Below are 19,711 nucleotides of genomic sequence, written 5' to 3' on the forward strand. Positions count from 1 at the left end.
TTATAATGTTTAAGGATAAAATTTTATTAATAACTGGAGGTACTGGATCTTTTGGTAATAAAATGCTTAGATATTTTATAAACAATACCAACATAAAAGAAGTAAGAGTATTTTCCAGAGATGAAGAAAAACAAGATAGAATGCGTACAGAATTAAAAGATGATAGAATAAAATATTATATAGGTGATGTAAAAGATTATAAAAGTATCAATGAAGCTTTAAGAAATGTTGATTTTGTATTTCATGCTGCTGCTTTAAAACAAGTACCTTCTTGTGAGTTTTATCCTATGCAGGCTGTACAAACTAATATAATAGGTTCAGGTAATGTAATAGATGCTTGTATTGAAAATAAAGTAAAAAAACTTGTTATGTTATCAACAGATAAAGCAGTTTATCCCATCAATGCAATGGGTATGACCAAAGCAATTATGGAAAAATTAATGATTTCAAAATCTAGAACTTTGCAAAATAATGATGATATAACATTATGTGCTACTAGATATGGTAATGTTATGGCTTCTAGAGGGTCTGTTATTCCATTATTTATAAAACAATGTAAAGAAAATAAGCCAATAACAGTTACAGATCCTAATATGACAAGGTTTTTAATGTCATTGGATGAATCGGTAGACTTAGTATTATTTGCCTTCAACAATGCCGTAAATGGAGATATTTTTGTCCAAAAAGCACCGGCTTGCACTATTATGGATTTGGCATTAGCTATTAAGGAAATATTTAATCCCAATGTAGAAATAAAAATAATAGGTACTAGACATGGTGAAAAGACTTATGAGACATTAATAAATAAAGAAGATATGATTAAAGCTGTTGATATGGGAAATTTTTATAAAATACCTGCAGATAATAGAGATTTAAATTATGATAAATATTTTATAGATGGTAATACAGAAATAGCATCAAAAGATGAATATAATTCAGATAATACAACTCGTTTAAATAAAGAACAAGTAAAAGAAAAGCTTTTATCTTTGGATTATGTCAAAAATGAACTTTAATATTTTTTGATTTAAATTTATATATATGTTATAATATATGTTATAATTAACGAGGTATAAATGCTAACAACACAACACAACACAACACAACACAACACAACACAAAATATAATATATTTCTTTATAAAAATACTTATAGCCAAAGCATAAATTCATGCTTTGGCTTTTTATATTTTAAATTAATTTAAGGAGATAGAAAAATTATACTAAATTAAATAACAAGATTTAATAATGAAATTAGATGATAGATTTTTATTCTGAAAATATACAATTTTTTTGGTGAAACAATAAAGTATTTTACATTAATTTATATTTAATTGAATACTGTAATTATAAATGTTCATAAGTTATGAAAATCAGTTTAATAATATGAAATCATAAATTGGAGGAAAATTAACTATGTATCAAACACAAAAATTTGAATATTTTGAAAGTGAAATAGTAGAAAAAATTAATAAAGAACTTTCTTATGAAACAACTGGAAAATTACCTGCTAATTTAATGACTAATGCAGAAAGGAAATTTGTAAATGGAATAATTAGAACTATTAAACCAAAAAAAATTTTAGAAATCGGAGTTGCTGCTGGAGGAGGAAGTGCTTTAATATTAAATTCTATTAAAGATTTTGATAATTCGAAACTATATTCTATAGATTATTCAAAATATTATTTTGCTGATAGTACAAAAGAATGTGGACATTTCGTTTATGATCATTTTAATAACTTAACAAATAAATGGGAATTATATACAGGTGGAGTTGCAGCTAAATTTATAGAAAAGATAGGAGGAAATATAGATTTATGCATATTGGACACAATGCATTTATTACCAGGGGAGATTTTAGATTTTTTAATGGTGTTACCGTTTTTAAAAAAGAATGCTACAGTTATATTACATGATGTAATATTATCTCATTTTGATCCCTTTTATTATCCTATGTCATCTTGTAATATGCTATTTTCTTCATTAAAAGGTGAAAAATATACTATAGAATATGATAATGATAGAAATTTATTTTGTGGTATAACTAATATAGGGGCTGTAAGACTTGATGATGATATACTTGATAGAGTTACTGATTATTTTTATCTACTTACAAATCCTTGGAGTTATATGCCAACAGAAGAAGATTTCTTTTACATAAAAAAAATTTTTAGCAAATATTATAATTATAATGTTAATGAACTATTTAACAGTATTATATCATTTTTCAAAATTAAAGATAAAGAAAATAATAGTATAATAGAAAAAAATTATACTCAATTAAATAACAAGATAGATGAAATAAATATTCAATTAAATAATAAAATAAAAGAAAATAAAAACTGGATAAGATTATTTGGAATTTATAATAATAAATATTATATATATGTTTATATATTATGTATAAGAATAACACTTAAAATCACTAAAATAGCTTGGTGGATACCTGTAAAAAAATGGAGGGATAACTTTAGAAATAAATTTAATACAGACCAGACCAGACCAGACCAGACCAGACCAGACCAGACCAGACCAGACCTAATATTCATATATGTAGCGATTACATATGTTTTTATAATAATTCAAAATATAAAAAATTACAACCTATGTTGCAATACTATATTGCAGCATAGGTTTTTTATTTTAAATATTTAGTAGGACTATATGTAATAAAATCATGGACTATATTTATAAATCAAATGAATATACATTCTTTCTATTAAATATTTAATGTTTAAAATGATTTTAATTCAAAGGATTAAAAGATGAATACCAAAATAATTGATAATATAGTATGGTGGATACCTTTTAGAAAATTAAGAGATTCTGTAAGAGAATTGATTTTATATTTTATTGATATAGATATTAATAACAGAAAATATATAGATGATAAAATTAAATATTATATCTATGAAAACAAAGATAAAAATGTGTTAAATTTAAAAGAATTACTAGCATATACTAAGAACTATATGTATTATATTGAAAGTAATGATTTTCAATATAAACTAGAACAATTAATTAATAATTTGGATAAAGATAGTAAAATAACTATATTCAATTTTTTAAATAGAATAATAAAATTATATAAATATAATGATGACAGTTTAAAATATATGAATGAATGTGAAATAGAATTATCAAAATTAATAGAAGAAAAAAGAAGATTGGTTCTTGATTTTGATGATTATCAATACTACACTGGATTAAAGTTAACAAATAAAATACCAATGTCTTATATAAAAGATTATAACTTTTTAAATATACATTCATATGAAGTTCTTTTTGATAAATACTTAAATGATGTAGATTTTTTATCCAAAAATATTTTAGATGTAGGCTCATGTTATGGAGATATAACCATATTTTTATCTAAAATAACTAATAAAAAAGTGTATAGTTTTGAACCTGTCAAAAAAACTTATAATATTTTACTTGAAACCCTATCATTAAATTCAAGATTAAAAAATATAGAACCCATAAATATGGGTATATCCAATTATATTGGAAAAACAGAAATATTTATACCAACTTATAATAATGGAAATAATGTAGATTTAACATCATCTTCAATATCAAATCCATTAAAAAGAGAAGAAGGAATATTAGAAAATATAAAAGTAACAACTATAGATGCATTCGTTCAAGAAAATAACCTAAATATAGGATTTATTAAAGTTGATATAGAAGGTGAAGAGAAAAAATTATTGGATGGAGCAAGAAATACAATTTTAGAACAAAAACCATATATGGTAATTAGTATTTATCACAGTATAGAAGATTATTTTGAAATTAAACCTTTTATAGAATCATATAGTAAAGATTATAACTTCCATATTATAAAAATGATACCGTACATAGGACAATATGAGACTGTACTTTTATGTATGCCAAAAGCATAGTATAGCTAATTACTACATATACAACAGTTTGTTAAAATAATATAAAAAATTCAATATATGGTAATGTTTTTATAATATAAAAAATGAACAACCTATGCTGAAGTATAAAGTGGCATCATAGATTATATTTTTTATTGAATAATTTCAATATAAGGATAATATTTAAGGAATAAAAAATTAATTGATTATATAGTCTATAACTAAATATACACTTATATTAAATAGTAATATTCCTTTTATTAGAAATAATAATATTAATTTGATAAAGCTATATTCAAATGATACAATAGGATTTTTTTACAAAAATATAAAATTGTAATTATACAAAAACTATCTTTGATAATGTGTGTAATATAATTATAGTTGGTATAGTTATATTTTTCATGAATATCTTTAACATAATTGGTAAAATAATGAATATGAAGCTTTTCAAGCACTATACGACAAAGATAATATATAAATATATAGTTTTTTTATATGATAAGGAAGCGATTCAAATAACAAAAACACATAAATAGTCTTTGTAAGAAAAAATCTAATAAAATATGTGCTTTTATATTATGATAATATTATTAAAACGGTATTTTACTACTTTTATATAATAAAGTTATATTGAATATATAAGATAAAATTTGAATATATATTATAAATAGTAACATAAATTTTTTTGATTTAAATTTATATATATGTTATAGTATATGTTAAATTAACGAGGTATAAATGCTAACAACACAACACAACACAACACAACACAACACAACACAACACAACACAACACAACACAACACAACACAACACAAAATATAATATATTTCTTTATAAAAATACTTATAGCCAAAGCATAAATTTATGCTTTGGCTTTTTATATTTTAAATTAATTTAAGGAGATAAAATGGACTACAAATCTCTTATTGATGATATAGTATGGTGGATACCTTTTAAAAAGCTTAGACATGCTTTTCGTGTAATTATGCAAGATACTCTTGATTCCATAAATAACAAACAAGAAAAAATTAATGAATCAGAAAAAAATAATTTGGAAAAAATAAAATATTTAGAAAAAATTATATTATTAGAAAGTAAAAAATACATTTTTGACTATGAAATGATAGATTTATTATTTTCTGATGATTTTGATTTTATATATTATGAAATAGTAAAATTATGGATACAACTAGAAGATACTAAAAATCTTTTAGATCTTTTATATTTCATTTCTCTTAGAGAACATGTATGGGATAAGATGAATCCAGAATTTTGGCTTGTATATATTTCACTATTATATGAATCCAATAATCTTGATTTTGCTGAGTTTATTTTTAATAAATATGTAGAAAAATATAAACTATCATATATTCATCGTTCCTTAGTAGTATCCAAGTTTTCTAAGGAATTAAATTTGATGAATGAAGAAATAGAGCATTCTAATATTATATTAGAATATTTAAATAAATCTATAAATGATAATGTATTTGAAAATATAATAAAGCAAAATAAAACTATAGCAGTTGTTGGTAATGGTCCTCAGGAATTAGGAAAAGGAAAAGGAGAAGAAATAGACGGTCATGATATTGTTATAAGGTTTAATAATTTTAATAATGTTGGTATTGAAAAAGATTACGGAACTAAAGTAGATATATGGTTTCCAAATCTATCTAATTGTGATTATAAAAAATATAATAATATTATGTATGGATTAGTTTTATCTCCTGATAGAGCTATATTCACTGATGATGTACTTATTAATATGTATTCTATGATAGATAGTAATAAATTTTTTTGTTTTAGTAATGCTCTATCATTTGGACTGTATAAATTAGCCGGAAGAAACATTAGATTTACAACTGGCGGAATAGTTTTATATTATCTTGCTAATTTAAAAGAAAAATATAATTTAAACTTTTCTCATAAGGATATATATGGATTTTCTTTTATCAATAATGATTTTTCTAGCAATCATTATCATTATTATAAAGATATGTTTACTCCATTTTATGCGGAACATGCTTTATATACATACCATAAAATAAATAAAGAAATATTATTTTTGAGAAAATTATTTAATTTATTATAATTTTTATAGGATGTTCTATAAAATTTTGGGTTTAGTACTTAAACTGACAATATTTCCAAAAGTAGATCTATTTATAAAATATTTTTAGTTTTTAATGCTTCATGAACTATAAATAATTTAAATTTATATAGATATTTTTTGATCATAGTAGTATTCTTTTATTTGTTTTATATACAATAATATTATAACAAGTATATTGCTTTTTTATATATAGCACTTAAAAAAGATTTAATAATTCAAAAGTTTAAAAACAATGCTAAATTATATATAATTTAGTAAATATAAAATTTTTTAGTTATATATGACAGCCTATTTTTATTAATGTGATTATCTTTTTATTTCCATATATTCAGAAATATCTTTTGATGAAAGTCTCCATGGACCTATTTTTTCACATTTTTTTGTTTTACAATATCTACAAAAAGGGACAGGCTTTGATAAAAAATCAATTACTTGTTGCAGATTTTTTAACTTGTATATATCTATATAATCTAATTCAGATACCACTAAATTTTGATTAAAAAATTTAGTGAAATGTACTATTGAAGGTATAATTGGACAAGGATATATTTTTCCATTATGTAAATGATGGCACCAACTGGTATACCAACAATTATCAAAACTTTCATTTATATCTTGATTTCCATCTAAATCAAGTGCATTATTCCAACTATGTTTAATACCAACTTTTCCATCAAGAGGAGACTCTACAGTTATACCATATTTTTTAGCTTTTTCATTAATTTCTTCCCAATTTAATAGGATATCTAGTAACCTCTAATCTTGTATTAGTATCTCTTAATACTTTCCAAAAATCATCATTTTGTTTTAATAAAAGTATTCCATTTGTTCCTATTGTTACATTTTTTGCGTATTTATTCGCTAATAATATATAATCCTTGCATCTTGGATTCAATAATGGTTCTCCTCCTCCTATAGTAATAACATTAACTTTCTTTTTTATTATTTTGTTAATTCTTTTTAAGTCTTTCTTTACTATATCAAAATCAAGAAATTTACTTTCTGATAATTGAGAAAATGCATTGCATCCATAACATGATAAATTACAATGTTCTGTTATTCTCAAAATTAAATTATCTAGTTCAAGATTAATATTATATTTTTGATTTAAAAAATTTCTTGCTTTATCTCTTAAATTTTTTATAGGTATAAACCATACAATATTATTTATAGTTGTTCTTTTTAACATAATTTCCTCTTTTTTATATATTATATATTAGACTTGTTTCGAAAGTCATTTTTTAACTTATAATTACATATTGTAATCTAATACTAAAAATCTAGTATCTAACTTTTGTAAATGATTTCGGTAAGGAATATAAAGTATTTTATATATCTTTAAAATTCCAATTTTTTTTAATTCATTACTATTTAATACTATTTTCTTTTTATTTTTCTTTGGTATTAAAACTTTATGATAATATTTTCGTATCACTGTATATCGTTTATCAACTATCAAAAATACCATTCAATTACTATATATTAAAATAATTGTTGTACAACATATAAAATATTATTTTATAAATTACAAAAATTTTTATATACAATCTTATCAAGTAGTTTTGAAATAAGTATATTATATAATAAATGATTATATATTATATGAACTTTTTAAACAAGAGATTAGACCTGTTTCAAGATTCATTTTTAACTTATAATTATATATTGAAGCTAATATCAAAAATCTAGTCTCTAACTTTTGTAAATGATTTTGGTAACGAGTAGAAGTATTTTATATATCTTTAAAATTACAAAAACATGTTCTATTCTAATTTTATTAATTTCTATATTGATTTTTTTTCTTTTCCATATTAATATATGTTCATACAATAAATATTTTATCCTAATTATTTGTTAGGAAAAATTGGAGCATTTATGAATATTGCATTTATACCTGTAAGAGGAGGCAGCAAATCTGTTCCTCTAAAAAATATTAAAAATATTTATGGTAAACCATTAGTTTATTGGGCTGTAAATGCGGCACAACATAGTAAAGTTATAGATAAAGTTGTAGTAGCAACTGATCATATAGACATAAAAAATACTGTTATTAGTTTTGGCTTTAATAAAGTAGAAGTTTATGATAGGGAACCAATTAATGCCCAAGATACATCTCCAACTATGGATGTTATATTGGAGTATATTGAAAAAAAAAATATAAATGATGAAGATATAATGTTTTTAATTCAAGCTACATCTCCTCTAATAGAACCAACTCATATAGATGATATGTATAAAAAAATGCTAAAAGAAAATTCACAATCTGCTTTAACTTGCGTGGAATGCAAAAGATTTTTTTGGACTAAAGATGGTAAACCAATTAATTATGACCATAAAGTTCGTATAAGAAGACAAGATTTTGAGGGATATATGATGGAAAATGGAGCATGTTATATTAATTCTATTTTTAATCTAAAAACAACTAAAAATTTATTAAAAGAACCAATTACTATATATAGTATGCCTGAATATACTGCTACTGAACTAGATGAAGAATTAGATTTTTTTATAATAGAAAAACTTTTTGAAAAATATAAATACCAGACCAGACCAGACCAGACCAGACCAGACCAGACCAGACCATGAATTAGTATGTATAGATTACATATGTTTTTATAATAATACAAAAAATAAAAAATTACAACCTATGTTGCAATACTATATTGCAGCATAGGTTTTTTATTGCTCTAATATAGTATATGTAAATTAATTTTGAAGCAATTCTAAATATTATATATGATTGAGGTGGTAAATATGATAAAAATACCAATAATAGTTGCTGAAATAGGCTGTAATCATAAAGGTGATATGAATATAGCACACAAAATGATTAAAGTATTAGGCTCAATGAAATACATAAATGAAAATTCTTCTATAGATATAGTAAAATTTCAAAAAAGAAATAATAAAGAATTATTGACTGAAGAACAATATAACGCACCTCACCCAGAACCAAAAAATAGCTATGGGTCTAGTTATGGAGAACATAGAGAGTTTTTAGAATTTAGTTTAGAACAGCATAAAACATTAAAAAAATGGTGTGAAGAGGAGGGGTTAGTATATTCATGTTCTGTTTGGGATTTAACTTCAGCAAAAGAAATATCTTCTATCAATCCAAAATTAATAAAAATTCCATCAGGTTCTAATCTTAATTTCCCTATGTTAAAATATTTATTAGATAACTATTCTGGTGAAATTCATATGTCTTTTGGTATGACTACTAAAAATGAAGAAAAGGAAATTCTTGAATTATTTAAATCAAAAAATAGATCAAAAGATCTAGTTATATATTCTTGTACTTCTGGATATCCTGTGCCTTTTGAAGATGTGTGTTTACTAGAAATAACTAGGCTTATAAATGAATTTGGTAAAGATGTAAAAGCTATAGGTTTTTCTGGGCATCATAATGGTATAGCTGTAGATGTAGCGGCTTTGACATTAGGTGCTCAATATTTTGAAAGACATTTTACATTAGATAGAACTTGGAAAGGAACAGATCAAGCTGCTAGTTTGGAGCCTCAAGGACTTATAAAGCTAGCTAGAGATTTGAGAAATGTTAATAAAACATTGACATATAAATCATCAGATATCTTAGATATAGAGGCCGTTCAAAGAAAAAAATTGAAAAGAGAGATAAGATAATGTCTAATATAGCTTTTATTCCTGTAAGAGGTGGTAGTAAATCAATACCATTAAAAAATATAAAAGTACTCTATGGCAAACCATTAGTATATTGGACTGTTAATGCAGCTCAAAATAGTAATGTAATAGATAAGGTAATTGTTGCTACTGATCATATAGAAATAAAAAATACAGTTTTATCATTTAATTTTGATAAAGTAGAAGTATACGATAGATTAGCTGAAAATGCTCAAGATACATCATCTACAGAAAGTGTTATGCTAGAATATATAGAATGCTCTAATATTAAAGATGATGATAATTTCTTTTTAATACAAGCAACTTCGCCACTATTGACATCTTTAGACATAGATAATATGTATAGTGAAATGTTTAAAAATAAATATGATTCTGCATTATCTTGTGTTTTGAGTAAAAGGTTTTATTGGACAAAATCTGGTAAATCAATAAATTATGATTATATGAATAGACCTAGAAGACAAGATTTTGATGGTTATATGATGGAAAATGGAGCTTGTTATATAAGTTCTGTAGAAAATATCAAAAAATCAAAAAATAGATTATTTGGTAAAATATATGTATACGAAATGCCCGAGTATACTGCAACTGAATTAGATGAGGAATTAGATTTCTATATATTAGAAAAGTTAATGGAGAAATATATTGAGAAGTAAAATAAAACTATTTGGATGCGATGTTGATGGTACTCTTACTGATGCAGGAATGTATTATACTGAAAGTGGATACGAATTAAAAAAATTTAATACTAGAGATGGCATGGGTATGAAATTACTAAAAGAATCTGGTATTATAACTTTAATTATAACTTCTGAAAATACAAAAATAGTTGAAAATAGAGCAAAAAAATTAAAAGCGGATTATCTTTATCAAGGTGTACAAAATAAGTTAGAAGTAATAAAGGAATTATTAAAAAAACTTAATATAAATAAAAGTGAATTTGCTTATATAGGTGATGATATTAATGATAAAGAAATTTTAGAATTTGCTGGTTTAAAAGCATGTCCTAATGATGCTATAGAAATTATAAAAAACATAGATAATATATTAACAATGTCTAAAAAAGGCGGAGAAGGTGCTGTAAGAGAATTTATAGACAATTATATTTTATAATTTGGAGAATAAATATATGTTATCAGAAGAAAGGAAAAAAGAATTAAAAAATTTAGTAAAAAATAAATTAAAAATATTTTTAAATGATTATTGTTTTATAGGTGGAATGTCCTTAGAGTATTTGGGTGGTAGAAAAGCTGTAGAAATAAAATTTGATATGTTTATAAAATATAAACCAATTGTTAAAGTTATTTGGATAGAAATACCTTTTCCTAAATATAGAAAAAAAGATATTAATAATCATGATATATCTACGAAAGTAGAAAGAATAAAAAAGTTAGTTAGAGATGAATTTAAAGATAAAATAGATGGGTATTTTCATGATGTAATAATACATATAGGAGATAACTTTGAACATAATAGGATAATAAATAAAGGACCAGACCAGACCAGACCAGACCAGACCAGACCAGACCAGACCAGACCTAATATTCATATATGTAGCGATTACATATGTTTTTATAATAATTCAAAATATAAAAAATTACAACCTATGTTGCAATACTATATTGCAGCATAGGTTTTTTATTGAATGATTTTAATATTTAAGGAGAATAAAATGAATAAAAAAGTAATTGATGATATAGTTTGGTATATACCTTTTAAAAAATTAAGAAATGCATTAAGAGAATATTTACTAAATATATCAAACAACATAGAAAGTATATTATATAATAATATTACATTGCAAAATGCTAACGATAAAAAACATCATACTTATTATAAATTAAATAAAAATTATTATTATAAGCTTAATTTTGGACCAGGACCTAACTTTATTAAACCTGACCCCAGCTGGATTAATATTGATATGGATAATAATATTGGCGATGTTGTTATGAATTTCAATGAAATTCAAGAATTACCTTTTGAAGATGGATCTGTTGAATGCATTTATGCATCTCATGTATTTGAACATATGAGTATATATGCTGCTCCAAAAGTATTCAAAGAATGTTACAGAGTATTAAAAGATGGAGGTGTATTAAGAATAATAATACCTGATATTAAAAAAGCTATAAAAAAATATTTAGAAAATGATTATTCGCATGAAGCATTTATTGATAATAAATATATTGCTAAATCATTATTAGGAATTGAAGATTATACCATATTTGAAGCATTGAAGGCAGAATTAATATCACCATCATCACAAAATTTATATGGGATTGCCCACCAAAATGGTTGGGATTTTGAAGCATTAGTAATGGAGTTAAAAAGAGTAGGTTTTAATCCAAATCAAATTGTAGAATCAGTTTTTCAAAAATCTCAATATAATTTCTTTAATTTTGAGGGAAAATACGAATCAACCGCAAATAAATATAAAAGATCACTATATGTAGAGGCCACAAAATAATAATATAAATTTTATATATATATGTCTTTTTATAATACTAAACAATAGTAAGTGATAATGTATCACAACTAACTGTTGTTAATGTAAACCTAAAAATATTTAATATTACTTTAAATGAAAATAATAATTATATAAAAAATATAATAAGGAATATAAGATGGAACAATACAATGATAAATTACTTGAATTAATTAAATTTCACAAAGATAAAAATATATTTAGACATTATAACTGCGTATGTGGGGAAGATAATGATGAATTAATAGCAACAAAAGATAAATTTGGCTTAGATTGTAATTTTGTTATTTGTAAAAATTGTGGATTAATAAGAATGAATCCATACTATACTGAAGATTTTTTAAAAATATTTTATTCCGAATTTTATTCTACAATATATAGAAATGATAAGTATTGCTCTAATGAAACTTTTAATCATATATGCAATGTAAGAGGAAAATATATAATAGATCGAATAGTTAGTTCTATAAACATAAATTTTAAAAACTTAAAAGTATTTGAAGTTGCTTCTGGAAGTGGGGGAATACTAAAAGCATTCCAAAATAAAGGATGTGATGTATATGGTTGTGATTATGATGAAAATTTTATACTATTAGCAAAAAATAATGGTATAAATATTGTTACAGGTAGTTATGATGAGTTAAAAAAATTTGGTAAATGTGATTTGTTAATATTAAGTCATATATTAGAACATATAGCTGAACCTGATATTTTTATAAACAATATATTGGAATTAGTATCAGATAATGGGTATATATATATAGAAATACCTACTTTAGAATCCATAGCTCATCATTTTAATTATTATTTATTTGATTTCCAATCTGCACATGTATATTATTACACAGAATTTAATTTTTTAAAATTATTAAAAAAATTGAATTTGTTTATAATAGATAAATATTATGAATATATATATGGACGTGGGTACGGTTTCTTATGTCAAAAAAATAAATCAAATAAAAACAATTATAACTTAGATTATTTTCTTGTTTCATCATTTATAAATCAATGTAATCATTTTAAAAATATATATGCTAAAATGGTAGAATTGGAAAATAAAATAAAAGATAATAATAAAAATTTAAATATTATTCATAATGTAGTAAATACTTTAGCTTGGTGGATACCTGTAAAAAAATGGAGGGATAACTTTAGAAATAAATTTAATACAGACCAGACCAGACCAGACCAGACCAGACCAGACCAGACCAGACCAGAAATAATATGTAAAAGAAACATATATGTATTTTTTAATAATATAATAATAATTAATAAATTACAACCTATGTTGCAATACTATATTGCAGCATAGGTTTATTTTTGCACATTAACTAATTATTATACCTGTTTCATAAGTACTTGACAAGATTATATATAAAATTTTAATAATTTACTAACTATTAAAATTATGTTTTTGATAATTAATCATTTTAATATATAAATATGCAGTCTTTTTGCTTCTCCCCACAGATGTACTTTGTATTGTCAAGACTGGGTATGTGCCTATTTGTAAAAAAGTGGTGTTTGCCAAAAGCATGTATAGTATGATCTAGTACCCACAATTAATAAATAAATTCGTTTTGAAATAAGTATATTTTACACATCAAATAAACTCCTTGTTTTTTAAAGTATTAATTTTACAAATGAAAAAAGAGGATAAAAATGAAAACAAATTTTAAAGTTATGATTTTAAGTTTATTGTTAGTAGTTTCATGCAGCAATTCAAATAATAATAAGAACTCAGATAATATAAAATCTAATATTGATATTCCTTTAACTGAAAATGAAAAATTATACGATTATGAAGTAGTATATTTGATGTCTGATAACGGAGAGTATATAAGTTCTGCTTTAACATATAATACAAATAATTTAGGTAAAATTGTTTATACATACCCTAATCAAAATTCAGTAACATTTAATGTAGAAAGAATAGGTGAGCTTGATGAAGGAAGCATATCAGCAGTTTCTTATGATAATAATACTTTAGAAGGAAATCTGCCAAGCATATCATATCCTTTTAATGCTAAAATAGACGGTAAAGAAATAATTTTTAAGTCCGTTAAAAGTCCAGTAACAGGGGCAAGAACAATTGAATATTCATACACAAATGTTTCTACCAATAGTGATAATATATTTGAGTATAAAAACTCCATATTTGTATTGAACAATGAAAATAATTCAGAAGTAATAAATAAAATAAATTTAGATATAAATAAAGAGTTTGGTATAACTGATGCATCTTCTTTTAATGATTTAGGCTCCCTATTAAAAAATGAAAATGTAATAAGCAATAAAATGAATACCTATTATGATGAATGGCTAAACTCAGATTATATAGCCAACACATCAGAGGATTCTAGTCAATATTGCATAAATTATTTAAGTGAAAAATTTATTTCAATAATTAGATTTATATACGAGTACACAGGCGGTGCACATGGAACATACGCTACAGTATACAGTGTCTATTCATTAGAAAATGGAAACAAATTAAAAATAGAAGATTTAATAACAGACTTAAAAAATACAGACTTACTCAATTTAATAAAAGATAAACTCTTAAAAATAGATGGAAGAGATGAAAGCTCTTATTTTGATTTGAATGAACTTTCACTAGAAAACAATAATTTTTATATTACATCAAACGGTTTAGTATTTACTTGGGGAATATACGAAATTGGACCTTATGCTATTGGAGAAACTAAAGTATTAATTTCAGCAGAAGAAATTAAGCCTTATTTAAAAGACAAGTACAAAACAATATTTTAATAATAATTGTTTTAATATACTAAAATATAATAGAGGTAATTATTAATTTAATTGCCTCTTTTTTATTTAAACCGCTTTACTATTTATAAAAATAGTTTAATATATAAAAAACTTTTAGAGGTTATACATGGAAAAATTTGATGTTTGTGTAATTGGAATAGGTACAATAGGTTCATTTGCTTCATATTATTTATCGAAGGCAAATATAAAAATAGCAATGATTGATTTATATGCTCCTTCTCATGATCAGGGTTCATATCATGGAGATACTAGAATATTTAGAATAGATTATGGAGAAGGTGAAAAATATATCCCTATGTTAAATAGAGCATTTGATTTATGGGGGGAATTTGAATCAGAAACAAATACAAAAATGTTTGAAAGAATTGGAGTGATTAACATAGGTCATAAAGATTCTGAATTTATGATTAATACATTAAGCAGTGCCAAAGATTACAATTTAGACTGTGAAATTATAGATAGAAAAGAGATTGAAAAAAGATATAGTTTTTTTGTTCCAGAAGATTTTTTAGGCGTTTATGAAAGAAATACAGGCTATGTATATAGCGATAATTCAGTGATAACAGCGAGTAATGAAGCTGTAAAATTCGGAGCAAAAACCTTTTACGGAAGTGAAATAAAAAATATAAAAAAAATAAATGACTCTTATATAATAATATCAAAAGAATATGAATTTGAAACAAAAAAAAATAGTTCTATCAGCAGGAACTTACTCAGATGAAATATTGAATTTATTATTAAAAATTATGCCTTTACCTTGCATACCTGTATACAAAAAAAGAAAAATATTCTCTTGGTGGGAAAGCGATGTATATACTTATGATAAACTTCCTGCTTTTACATTTGAAATAGATGGAGATCATTATTATGGTTTTCCTAATGCGGGAGATGGATTTAAAATAGGTAAAAACTTAACAGGACAATATTACAACAAAAGAGAAGAGAGGGTAGATTTTGGATAGATAGAAGAGGATAAAAATGAAATAGGCGAGCATGCTAGACAATTTATACCTTATATAGGAAAATTTATAAAAGGTAAATCATGCAGTTATCCTATGAGTCCTGATGAAGATTTCATAATAGATTTTTTAAATAATGATATATTATTTTTCGGCGGTATTAGTCATGGCTTCAAATTTGCACCTGTTTTAGGTGAAATTGCTGCAAGGCTATTACAGATAAAAATTTCACATTAGATGAAAACTTTACTCTTAAGAGATTTAATTAATTTTATTAGTAAAACAATATTTGAATAACAAAAATATTTATTTATAAAGTTTATTAAGAGGGTAGTTATTAATTTAATTACTCTCTTTTATTTTTTATAGTATAATACTTGACTTAAAATAAATTATAAACTATACTAAAAGCATAAGCTAAAATACTTAAGAAAAAATATCTTTGAATATGTTTCGAGTTTAATTTCGGAGGTATTTATTATGAGTATTTTTAATAGCTTAAAACTTAACTGGCATTTCATTAATAACTGCAATATGCATTGCAAGTTTTGTTATGCCTCAAAAGATATCTGCAATATAGATCTATTTAAAATAGCATCTATACTTAAACCTTTTAAGTATATTAATCTAGTAGGCGGTGAGCCGACTATATACAAAAACTATATTCCTTTATTGTATTATCTAAAGTCTCAAAACCATATATTGAGTATAGTAAGCAATGGTTCAATGCTTTTAAAATATAAGTCTATACTAAATGCCACTTTAGAATGCTGTGATGTTATTGGTTTAAGCATAGATTCACTAGATAAAGAAACTTGTATAAAAATCGGAAGAAGCATAAAAAACAGCATACCTATAACAAAAGGAGAGTATCTATATATAACTGACAAAATTAAAGAAAATGCAAAAGAGTTAAAGATAAATACCGTTGTTAATAGATACAATTACAAAGAAAATCTAAACCCATTCATATCAAAAGCCCTTCCAAACAAATGGAAAATATTTCAGGTACTTCCTATAGAAAATCTTAATTCCTGCCAAGAACTTTTAATAAGTGATGAAGAGTTTAACTATTTTCTAAATACTCATGCCGCAAATGAAAAAATAATGTATCCAGAAAACAATGATAATATGACATCTTCCTATATAATGCTTGATGCTAAAGGAAGATTCTTTAACAACATTGATAATAAATATATTTACTCAAAAAGTTTATTAGAAGATGACGCTGATTTGTATGAAGAGTTTTTCAAAATGAATTATAGTATTGATAAATATTATAACAGGTACAAAAAAGCTAATTAATTGAAATATAGCGGATTAAGTTTATAATTTATAAAAGGAGAAAGAAAATGGAAAAATTATATTATGAATTTAATGAAAAAAAATTAAATGGAATATTAGAAAATATTGAAAAAATACAGAAGAAAAGTACAAAAAATTCTTAAATGATATAAATTACATAGGTGATTATAAAACTAATGTAATTAGATTATGCGAAGACCTTAAAATTGCTTTCAATATGTACGAAAAAGATGAAATAGATATTCCAACTATGCTTCAAATTATAAATATAATGTATAAAAAACATTTAAAATATGAATTTGCTATGCATAAAAAAGTATATTATGACACTGTACTATTTTTTTTATTAATAAAAATAAAAAAAAGCATGGAGAAAAAAAATACTGAAGACATAAATATCTATGAAATGATAGTTTATTTATACAATATATGCTATTTAAATAAATATGTTGAAACTATAAAATTTCATCTCAATTTAATAAAAGAAGATGATGATATATTTAGCAGAGTATACTCAGGCTTTATTAATCATTATTCTTACAGATATTATTTAGATGTAAAAGATGAAATTATATCAGTACTTAATAATATTGATAAATATATATCAGATATAATAAGCAGAATAAAAGAACTTGACAGCAATAATAATTTAATAAATTATATAACCGCTGATTATACTCTTAGTTACCAAATAAGTAAATTTGAGAAAATGAAAAAATCATTAAATAAATACAATTATTATAGTGAATATCTAAAAAATAGATATAATATAAAAAAAGATGAAAATTTGCAGTATATATACTTTTGGAAAGAAGAGTACGAAATACTAAGCAAATACAATAACAAATTACATTTAAAAAATAGAATAGCTCGACTTTATTATAATAGATATAAAAGGACTAATGATGAAAAAGATAAGATTAGGGCTAAAAATATCATTGAGTATAATATAAAGAAAATAGAAAATTATAACAATTTAACCATCGATGATATATATGAAGTATTTGCTTATACATTTGTAAATACATTGTTTAATATATATACAAAGTATTCTGAAATAGAAAAAGCCATATCTATTTTTACTAAAAAAAGTATAGAAGTAAAAAGAATTGATAAAAATGATAAAAACACAGTAGAAAGTTTAGAAAAAGAAAGACTTGCTATTCTTTATATATTTAATATGATGTCTAATAATAAATATCCAAATGAAAAACTTCAAATCATTATGGATGTATATACAAGTATAAATATTAAATATTTGAATAGGATAAAAGATAACAAAATTCGTCTATGCAAACTTGGTGAACCAGTTCAGCCTAAGCATGAAACATATACTAAAATCATACCAAATTATGATGTAATATATAAAATCATTGAAGATATTCAAATAATGTATTGGTGTTATTATGATTTATGTGATTTAAGAAAAGAAAAAAATTATTATATAAAATTAAATAATTCTCTTTATCAATATTTAAGACGATTATTTGATAAATACATGTTTAATAAAGTCTATAATTTAGAGCATAATAAAAATATAGAATATCAAATTTGTAATGTTATTATATTTATAATAGATTTCATAAGTAAATTTATAAATACAAATGATTATAAAATAAAATTAGAGCCTTTATTAATACAATCTTTATATTATCTTAATAGAGATAATACAAAAACTATAATAGATATTTTTAAAAAAGATGACTTTAATAATTATAAATTGATTATTAAATTAATAAATGAATGTGCCAAATCTAAAGTTTTAAAAGAAGATACCAAAATAAAAAACAAAAATGTATTAATAGATATTTATGAGATTATGAGCAATACAAGAAAAGAACTTGTAGTCATGCGTTTATTTGATTATGTAAGAAATGCAGATGCCTATGCTAATAAAATCTTTATAAAAAAAGAAACAATTACAAATAAAATTGTTCAATGGAAAGGAAAAAATATAGATATAGAAAAATATAAGGATAAAAAATATATATTGTGTTATCATTTTCATTCATCAAGTAATGCAATATAAGATGAAAATGGAAATATTGTAAAAGATAATAGAGGAAAAAATTTAAGAAGACTGCCTGATAAAAACTGGATAGCAATTAATCAAATAAGAGATTCATTAGCCCATAGAGTTAATGAAAAAACAAGCGATGTTAATGAAGAAATTATTAATGCTAAAAAAGCAAGAGAGTTTATTGATAAAAATTATACTGCTATATTAGAATGTTTATTTAATGTCATAAAAGAAAATAATTTGCTAACTGATAAACAATTCAGAAGCGATGAGTTCTAATTAAATTTTTTATAAAGGTATTAATTATTATTTAGTTAATACCTTTATATTAGACTTGTTTCAAAACTAGCTGACAAGATTTAGTATGAAATTATTTAATTTTAAAATTACAAATAAATAAAATGTTTTACATGTTATATAAACCATCATTTTAGTATATAAGCATGCAGTCCTTTTGCTTCTTTGTGCCAACAAAAGAAGTGGGGTT

Annotated in this window: 18 protein-coding genes; 17 read left to right on the forward strand and 1 reads right to left on the reverse strand. The window is 23.1% G+C overall.

From position 1 onward, the window contains the following. Positions 1 to 5 precede the first annotated feature (5 nt). The 4 genes from BHAMNSH16_RS00295 to BHAMNSH16_RS00310 all read left to right on the forward strand — a co-directional run bounded on the left by BHAMNSH16_RS00295 (position 6) and on the right by BHAMNSH16_RS00310 (position 5,975). Positions 6 to 1,016: a polysaccharide biosynthesis protein gene (locus BHAMNSH16_RS00295; protein ID WP_069732093.1), complete on the forward strand. Its 1,011-nt coding sequence runs from the start codon at positions 6 to 8 to the stop codon at positions 1,014 to 1,016. 399 nt (positions 1,017 to 1,415) lie between these two features. Continuing rightward, the gene (locus tag BHAMNSH16_RS14415; protein WP_241033627.1) at positions 1,416 to 2,654 is read left to right on the forward strand and encodes a class I SAM-dependent methyltransferase; all 1,239 of its coding nucleotides are present in this window, start codon (positions 1,416 to 1,418) and stop codon (positions 2,652 to 2,654) included. Positions 2,655 to 2,764: 110 nt separating this feature from the next. Further along, positions 2,765 to 3,901 carry an FkbM family methyltransferase gene (locus BHAMNSH16_RS00305; protein WP_088859723.1) on the forward strand — a complete coding sequence of 379 codons (1,137 nt, stop codon included), beginning with the start codon at positions 2,765 to 2,767 and terminating at the stop codon, positions 3,899 to 3,901. 892 nt (positions 3,902 to 4,793) lie between these two features. Further along, complete coding sequence (locus BHAMNSH16_RS00310) at positions 4,794 to 5,975, forward strand: glycosyltransferase family 29 protein (protein WP_069731409.1); 1,182 nt, start codon at positions 4,794 to 4,796, stop codon at positions 5,973 to 5,975. A gap of 739 nt (positions 5,976 to 6,714) precedes the next feature. Here the strand turns inward: BHAMNSH16_RS00310 and BHAMNSH16_RS00315 are convergent. Further along, positions 6,715 to 7,185: a radical SAM protein gene (locus BHAMNSH16_RS00315; protein WP_069731410.1), complete on the reverse strand. Its 471-nt coding sequence runs from the start codon at positions 7,183 to 7,185 to the stop codon at positions 6,715 to 6,717. Positions 7,186 to 7,871: 686 nt separating this feature from the next. On the opposite strand from BHAMNSH16_RS00315, the gene BHAMNSH16_RS00320 reads away from it, so the two are divergent. From BHAMNSH16_RS00320 to BHAMNSH16_RS00370, 13 genes are all read left to right on the forward strand, one after another. Next, positions 7,872 to 8,582 (forward strand): acylneuraminate cytidylyltransferase family protein, encoded by a 711-nt coding sequence (locus BHAMNSH16_RS00320; RefSeq protein WP_069731978.1) that lies wholly within the window; start codon positions 7,872 to 7,874, stop codon positions 8,580 to 8,582. Positions 8,583 to 8,750: 168 nt separating this feature from the next. Further along, on the forward strand, positions 8,751 to 9,638 hold the full coding sequence (locus tag BHAMNSH16_RS00325; protein ID WP_008727906.1) for an N-acetylneuraminate synthase family protein: 888 nt from the start codon (positions 8,751 to 8,753) through the stop codon (positions 9,636 to 9,638). Next, on the forward strand, positions 9,638 to 10,312 hold the full coding sequence (locus BHAMNSH16_RS14375; RefSeq protein WP_206193858.1) for an acylneuraminate cytidylyltransferase family protein: 675 nt from the start codon (positions 9,638 to 9,640) through the stop codon (positions 10,310 to 10,312). Before BHAMNSH16_RS00325 ends, BHAMNSH16_RS14375 begins: the two co-directional genes overlap by 1 nt. Beyond that, positions 10,302 to 10,769 carry a KdsC family phosphatase gene (locus tag BHAMNSH16_RS14380; RefSeq protein ID WP_206193859.1) on the forward strand — a complete coding sequence of 156 codons (468 nt, stop codon included), beginning with the start codon at positions 10,302 to 10,304 and terminating at the stop codon, positions 10,767 to 10,769. Before BHAMNSH16_RS14375 ends, BHAMNSH16_RS14380 begins: the two co-directional genes overlap by 11 nt. Before the next feature lie 16 nt (positions 10,770 to 10,785). Then, the gene (locus BHAMNSH16_RS14420; protein ID WP_069731979.1) at positions 10,786 to 11,289 is read left to right on the forward strand and encodes a hypothetical protein; all 504 of its coding nucleotides are present in this window, start codon (positions 10,786 to 10,788) and stop codon (positions 11,287 to 11,289) included. Positions 11,290 to 11,328: 39 nt separating this feature from the next. Further along, on the forward strand, positions 11,329 to 12,126 hold the full coding sequence (locus tag BHAMNSH16_RS00340) for a class I SAM-dependent methyltransferase (protein WP_008732100.1): 798 nt from the start codon (positions 11,329 to 11,331) through the stop codon (positions 12,124 to 12,126). Positions 12,127 to 12,283: 157 nt separating this feature from the next. Further along, positions 12,284 to 13,459, forward strand: a complete 1,176-nt coding sequence (locus BHAMNSH16_RS00345) for a class I SAM-dependent methyltransferase (protein WP_069731980.1) — start codon at positions 12,284 to 12,286, stop codon at positions 13,457 to 13,459. Between the two features lie 350 nt (positions 13,460 to 13,809). Continuing rightward, positions 13,810 to 14,919, forward strand: coding sequence for a DUF3298 and DUF4163 domain-containing protein (locus tag BHAMNSH16_RS00350; RefSeq protein WP_069731981.1), 1,110 nt, complete (start codon positions 13,810 to 13,812; stop codon positions 14,917 to 14,919). A 127-nt stretch (positions 14,920 to 15,046) separates the two neighbouring features. Next, positions 15,047 to 15,661: an FAD-dependent oxidoreductase gene (locus tag BHAMNSH16_RS00355; RefSeq protein WP_083250070.1), complete on the forward strand. Its 615-nt coding sequence runs from the start codon at positions 15,047 to 15,049 to the stop codon at positions 15,659 to 15,661. Then, positions 15,615 to 15,902: an N-methyl-L-tryptophan oxidase family protein gene (locus BHAMNSH16_RS00360; protein ID WP_083250071.1), complete on the forward strand. Its 288-nt coding sequence runs from the start codon at positions 15,615 to 15,617 to the stop codon at positions 15,900 to 15,902. The genes BHAMNSH16_RS00355 and BHAMNSH16_RS00360 overlap by 47 nt, the downstream gene beginning before the upstream one ends. A 54-nt stretch (positions 15,903 to 15,956) precedes the next feature. After that, a complete protein-coding gene (locus BHAMNSH16_RS14200) occupies positions 15,957 to 16,136 on the forward strand; it encodes a hypothetical protein (RefSeq protein ID WP_241033680.1) in 180 nt (59 codons plus the stop codon). Positions 16,137 to 16,379: 243 nt separating this feature from the next. Next, positions 16,380 to 17,204 carry a viperin family antiviral radical SAM protein gene (locus BHAMNSH16_RS00365; protein WP_069731982.1) on the forward strand — a complete coding sequence of 275 codons (825 nt, stop codon included), beginning with the start codon at positions 16,380 to 16,382 and terminating at the stop codon, positions 17,202 to 17,204. 217 nt (positions 17,205 to 17,421) lie between these two features. Next, positions 17,422 to 19,233 (forward strand): ligand-binding sensor domain-containing protein, encoded by a 1,812-nt coding sequence (locus BHAMNSH16_RS00370; RefSeq protein WP_069731983.1) that lies wholly within the window; start codon positions 17,422 to 17,424, stop codon positions 19,231 to 19,233. Positions 19,234 to 19,711 lie beyond the last annotated feature (478 nt).

The sequence above is a fragment of the Brachyspira hampsonii genome, from assembly GCF_002214805.1.
Taxonomy (GTDB): Bacteria; Spirochaetota; Brachyspiria; order Brachyspirales; family Brachyspiraceae; genus Brachyspira; species Brachyspira hampsonii.

Bases quoted from the DNA above. Each gene is read 5' to 3' on its own strand.
- BHAMNSH16_RS00295 (WP_069732093.1), top strand. From the start codon at position 6: ATGTTTAAGGATAAAATTTTATTAATAACTGGAGGTACTGGATCTTTT.
- BHAMNSH16_RS14415 (WP_241033627.1), top strand. From the start codon at position 1,416: ATGTATCAAACACAAAAATTTGAATATTTTGAAAGTGAAATAGTAGAA.
- BHAMNSH16_RS00305 (WP_088859723.1), top strand. From the start codon at position 2,765: ATGAATACCAAAATAATTGATAATATAGTATGGTGGATACCTTTTAGA.
- BHAMNSH16_RS00310 (WP_069731409.1), top strand. From the start codon at position 4,794: ATGGACTACAAATCTCTTATTGATGATATAGTATGGTGGATACCTTTT.
- BHAMNSH16_RS00315 (WP_069731410.1), bottom strand. From the start codon at position 7,185: ATGTTAAAAAGAACAACTATAAATAATATTGTATGGTTTATACCTATA.
- BHAMNSH16_RS00320 (WP_069731978.1), top strand. From the start codon at position 7,872: ATGAATATTGCATTTATACCTGTAAGAGGAGGCAGCAAATCTGTTCCT.
- BHAMNSH16_RS00325 (WP_008727906.1), top strand. From the start codon at position 8,751: ATGATAAAAATACCAATAATAGTTGCTGAAATAGGCTGTAATCATAAA.
- BHAMNSH16_RS14375 (WP_206193858.1), top strand. From the start codon at position 9,638: ATGTCTAATATAGCTTTTATTCCTGTAAGAGGTGGTAGTAAATCAATA.
- BHAMNSH16_RS14420 (WP_069731979.1), top strand. From the start codon at position 10,786: ATGTTATCAGAAGAAAGGAAAAAAGAATTAAAAAATTTAGTAAAAAAT.
- BHAMNSH16_RS00340 (WP_008732100.1), top strand. From the start codon at position 11,329: ATGAATAAAAAAGTAATTGATGATATAGTTTGGTATATACCTTTTAAA.
- BHAMNSH16_RS00345 (WP_069731980.1), top strand. From the start codon at position 12,284: ATGGAACAATACAATGATAAATTACTTGAATTAATTAAATTTCACAAA.
- BHAMNSH16_RS00350 (WP_069731981.1), top strand. From the start codon at position 13,810: ATGAAAACAAATTTTAAAGTTATGATTTTAAGTTTATTGTTAGTAGTT.
- BHAMNSH16_RS00355 (WP_083250070.1), top strand. From the start codon at position 15,047: ATGGAAAAATTTGATGTTTGTGTAATTGGAATAGGTACAATAGGTTCA.
- BHAMNSH16_RS00365 (WP_069731982.1), top strand. From the start codon at position 16,380: ATGAGTATTTTTAATAGCTTAAAACTTAACTGGCATTTCATTAATAAC.
- BHAMNSH16_RS00370 (WP_069731983.1), top strand. From the start codon at position 17,422: ATGTACGAAAAAGATGAAATAGATATTCCAACTATGCTTCAAATTATA.